General features: G+C 44.9%; 3 protein-coding genes. 2 read left to right on the top strand and 1 reads right to left on the bottom strand.

Features of this window, described 5'->3' with window-relative positions; all coding sequences use genetic code 11:
- Positions 1-916 (top strand): C-terminal binding protein (locus ACESMA_RS21360; RefSeq protein WP_372950915.1); only part of this gene is annotated, 916 nt, incomplete at its 5' end.
- Here ACESMA_RS21360 and ACESMA_RS21355 read toward each other — a convergent pair.
- Positions 910-2,028: a redoxin domain-containing protein gene (locus ACESMA_RS21355; protein WP_372950914.1), complete on the bottom strand. Its 1,119-nt coding sequence runs from the start codon at positions 2,026-2,028 to the stop codon at positions 910-912. The genes ACESMA_RS21360 and ACESMA_RS21355 overlap by 7 nt on opposite strands.
- 185 nt (positions 2,029-2,213) lie before the next feature.
- On the opposite strand from ACESMA_RS21355, the gene ACESMA_RS21350 reads away from it, so the two are divergent.
- Positions 2,214-3,679, top strand: a 1,466-nt coding sequence (locus ACESMA_RS21350; RefSeq protein ID WP_372950913.1) for a TonB-dependent receptor, incomplete at its 3' end; no start/stop codon positions are given.

Raw genomic sequence — 3,679 nt, 5'->3', positions numbered from 1 at the left:
ATCGCTTTTCGAAGGCAGCGGATTCAATTTGAAAATTCATTCTTTATATAAAGGTGAAAAAGCTGAAAAAATGGAATTTGCGCGTGAAGCCCACGGAATTCTGGTTCGGCACACAACTGTTGATTCGGAATTTCTGTCGGGTATGAAAAATCTGAAAGCCATTGTGCGATATGGCGTTGGTTACGACAACATTGATGTGGATGCCTGCACCCGTTACGGTGTGAAAGTGGCCAATGTGCAGGGTTATGCAAATCACTCGGTTTCCGACCATGCGCTGGCTTTGCTGCTCACATGCAGCCGCGGAATGTGGAATCCAAAAAAGCAAATTATTGCGCAGTTTGCCGCTCCGCCGGTAGAAGATGTTTTTGAACTGCATGACAAAACCCTGGGAATAATCGGATTGGGTAGAATTGGCAGCGAGTTCAGCAAAAAAGCAGCTCCCCTTTTCCGTGAAATCATTGCTTCCGACCCATATAAACCGCAACATTATTTCGACAGTTTGAATGTTCGAAAAACTTCAATGGACGACCTTCTGCAACAATCAGACATGATCAGCATTCACTGCAATTTAACCGAAGAAACCACACATTTGCTGAACCGCGAAACATTCGGCAAAATGAAGAAAAAACCTGTAATCATTAATACTGCTCGTGGCGAAGTGATGGATGAAAAAGCTTTGCTGGAGGCTTTAAACGCCGGGCAAATTCACAGCGCCGGACTGGATGTTTACGAAAATGAACCGGCAACCGAAGCTCAGAAGCCGCTTATCAACCATCCGCGAACCATCTCCACCGGGCATTATGCATGGTACTCCGACCGTGCTGCACACGAACTTCAGAAACGGGCAGCGTTGAACCTTTTCAACCTGTTAACCGGAAAAAAAACGGAAGATTGCCTGAACCCTGAGATTCAGTAATAGCGGCCAATCATCGGATGCTCCACGATAGCTTTCCGTAACTCCCTGAAATTTAAACCTCCTGAACTCCGGTAAACAATTTTACCGCCGGGTTCCACAATGATAGTGTATGGAATTTCGCCCTGCCATTTCTCATCAAGGTTTTCAATTAAATCATACCGGTTTTCCGATTCGAAAATGAAATTATTGTCAATGGCAGCCTCTTTCTTTTCCAGGAACTCCTGCACTTTATTTTTGATGTTCAGCTTATCGGTGCTGATGGTGTACATTTCAAAATCGCGGCCCATGTACATGCGGTAAGTATCCACCAGCTCGTCGAATTCGGCAATGCATGGCCCGCACCACGTGGCCCACACATTAATCAACCGCAACTTTTCTGAATCATTTTTTACCAGTTCTTTTAGTCCCTCAACCGAAAGGTTTTCAAGCGGAACTTCCTTTTTGGCCCAGTTGGTGTCCAGTTTTTTGCGCCACTCGCCTTTCCATTTCCATTTTACCGAACAGCCAAACACTTTGGTTTGGGTAACCGGCGGTTCTTTGCCTTCCAAAACAGCCTCAATGGCATTACGTAAATCGTGTTGTGTGGCCGTGCCTGGTTTTTCCGACTCGTCAATCCTGCCCACATAACGCAAAATGCGGTTTTCATCAAAAACAAAAGCATGAGGTGTGGCAACCGGTCCGTAAGCAATAGACATTTCTTCGGTATCGCCATCATACAAAAACGGAAAATTGTATCCCTTATCCTTTGCCCTGATGACCATATCGTCAAAGGAATCGCCCAAATCGGAATACCCCATTTCTTCAAGACATACAGCATTGGGGTCGTTCGGATTTATTTTAACCACCTGAACGCCTTTTTTTTCATAATCATTTTGAATGGCGATTATCCGATCTTCATACGCCTGTGCCGTAGGACAATGCGGCGCGCTGAAAATGAAAACCAGTATTTTGGCATCCTTAAACGAACTGAGCGAATACATTTTCCCGTCCACGCCTTTCAGGTTAAAATCGATGGCTTTTGCACCCGGTTCAAGGGTTGCCGGATTGGGATGATCCTGTGCAGATACAGAAAAAGCAAAAAAAAGTGCGAACAAAACGACCAGTTTATTCATTGTATTAACTTTAGCATTTAAGACTGTTAAAATAACAAAAAAGAAATTTCAACCAACTTTTAAAAAGGTTTATTATAATGAGAATACCTGTTTCCTTTTTATTGATTTTAATTTTTGCAGGAGTTTTTTTCCCCTTTTCAGGAAAGGCGCAAAACAGTTTTCCAGTTGATTCGGTAAAAAAGACAATGCAAGATACTACGGCCCTTTCAGGAGAAATTGACGAAGTGACTGTTACGGCCTTTCGCACGCCGTACAACCTTTTTAACACGCCGGCGCCTATCAATCTGATTGTGCCCATCCAGTTGGAAACCGGCAGTGCATTTACACCGGTTGAAGCACTAAACCAGGTTCCGGGCGTTTTGGTGCACCACGGAACACTGGCCACGAACCGCCTCACTATCCGCGGAATTGGGTCGAGAACACCTTATGCCACAAACAAAATAAAAGCCTATTTTGGTGAAATTCCACTCACCAGCGGCGATGGCGAAACAACACTTGAAGACCTTGAAAATTCTTCCATTCAGCGGGTTGAAATTATCAAAGGTCCCTCCTCCAGTTTATATGGCGCCGGACTGGGCGGCACCATTCTTTTTCACCCAAAAAGTGTGCGCAATGATTTCGTTCGGTACCAAACAACTGTTGCTTCTTTTAACACATACAAAAACACACTTTCGGCAGGTATCAGTCAGAACAAACTCGATATTTTTGCGCTGGGCTCTGTGCTGAACAGTCAGGGATTCCGCGAAAACAATGCTACCAACCGGGCCAATCTTATGCTCCATTCCGGGTATGCTGTTTCTGAAAAAGTGAATCTGGAGGCACTGATAAAACTCACCAAAATGAAAGCCTTTATTCCCAGCTCCATTGATTTGAACACTTTCCTCGAAAGCCCTGAAAAAGCGGCTGCCAACTGGAAAGGCATTCAGGGTTACGAGGCATACACCAAAGGACAAATGGGGCTTTCCATGAATATTTTGCCCACACAACAAAGTAAAATTTCACTGGCTGCTTTCGGAAGTTTCCGCGAAGCCGACGAACCGAGGCCGTTCAATTTATTGCTGGAGAATTCGCATTATTTGGGCTGGCGCGGCTACTACCAAAGAACAATAGATGGTGAAGTGGCCAAAATCACTTTCACTTCAGGACTTGAGTTTTTCCGTGAAAACTATAACTGGTCCACCTGGTCGAACGACAATCCGGATGATGTGCTTTCAGACAACAACGAAAAACGTTCGTATGAAAACCTGTTCATTCAAATGGAATCGAACTTTCAGGAAAAACTGTTTCTGTCTGCCGGAATCAATGGTAACCTGACACGCTTCGATTATACCGATAATTTTCAGGCAGATGGCGACCAGTCAGGAAAACGTTCCTACAAACCAGTGCTTTCGCCGCGCGTTGGAGTCAATTACCAAATTTCCGGCACATTTTCACTATTCGGAAATGTGAGTCATGGTTTTTCCACGCCATCGTTTGAAGAAACCCTTTTGCCCGCAGGTCAAATCAACCCTGATATAAAACCGGAAACCGGCTGGAACCTGGAAACCGGAATGCGGGCCGACTGGAACAACCGCCTCAGGGCAACTGTGAGTTACTACCGCATTTACATTAAAAACCTTTTGGTTGCACGCCGAACCGGTGAAGATGCCTA

The sequence above is a fragment of the Mariniphaga sp. genome (genome assembly GCF_041687215.1).
In the GTDB taxonomy this organism is placed as follows: domain Bacteria; phylum Bacteroidota; class Bacteroidia; order Bacteroidales; family Prolixibacteraceae; genus Mariniphaga.
The sequence above is the reverse complement of the archived record's forward strand: the minus strand, read 5'-3'. Positions and strand labels throughout refer to the sequence as shown.

Bases quoted from the DNA above. Each gene is read 5' to 3' on its own strand.
- ACESMA_RS21355 (WP_372950914.1), bottom strand. From the start codon at position 2,028: ATGAATAAACTGGTCGTTTTGTTCGCACTTTTTTTTGCTTTTTCTGTA.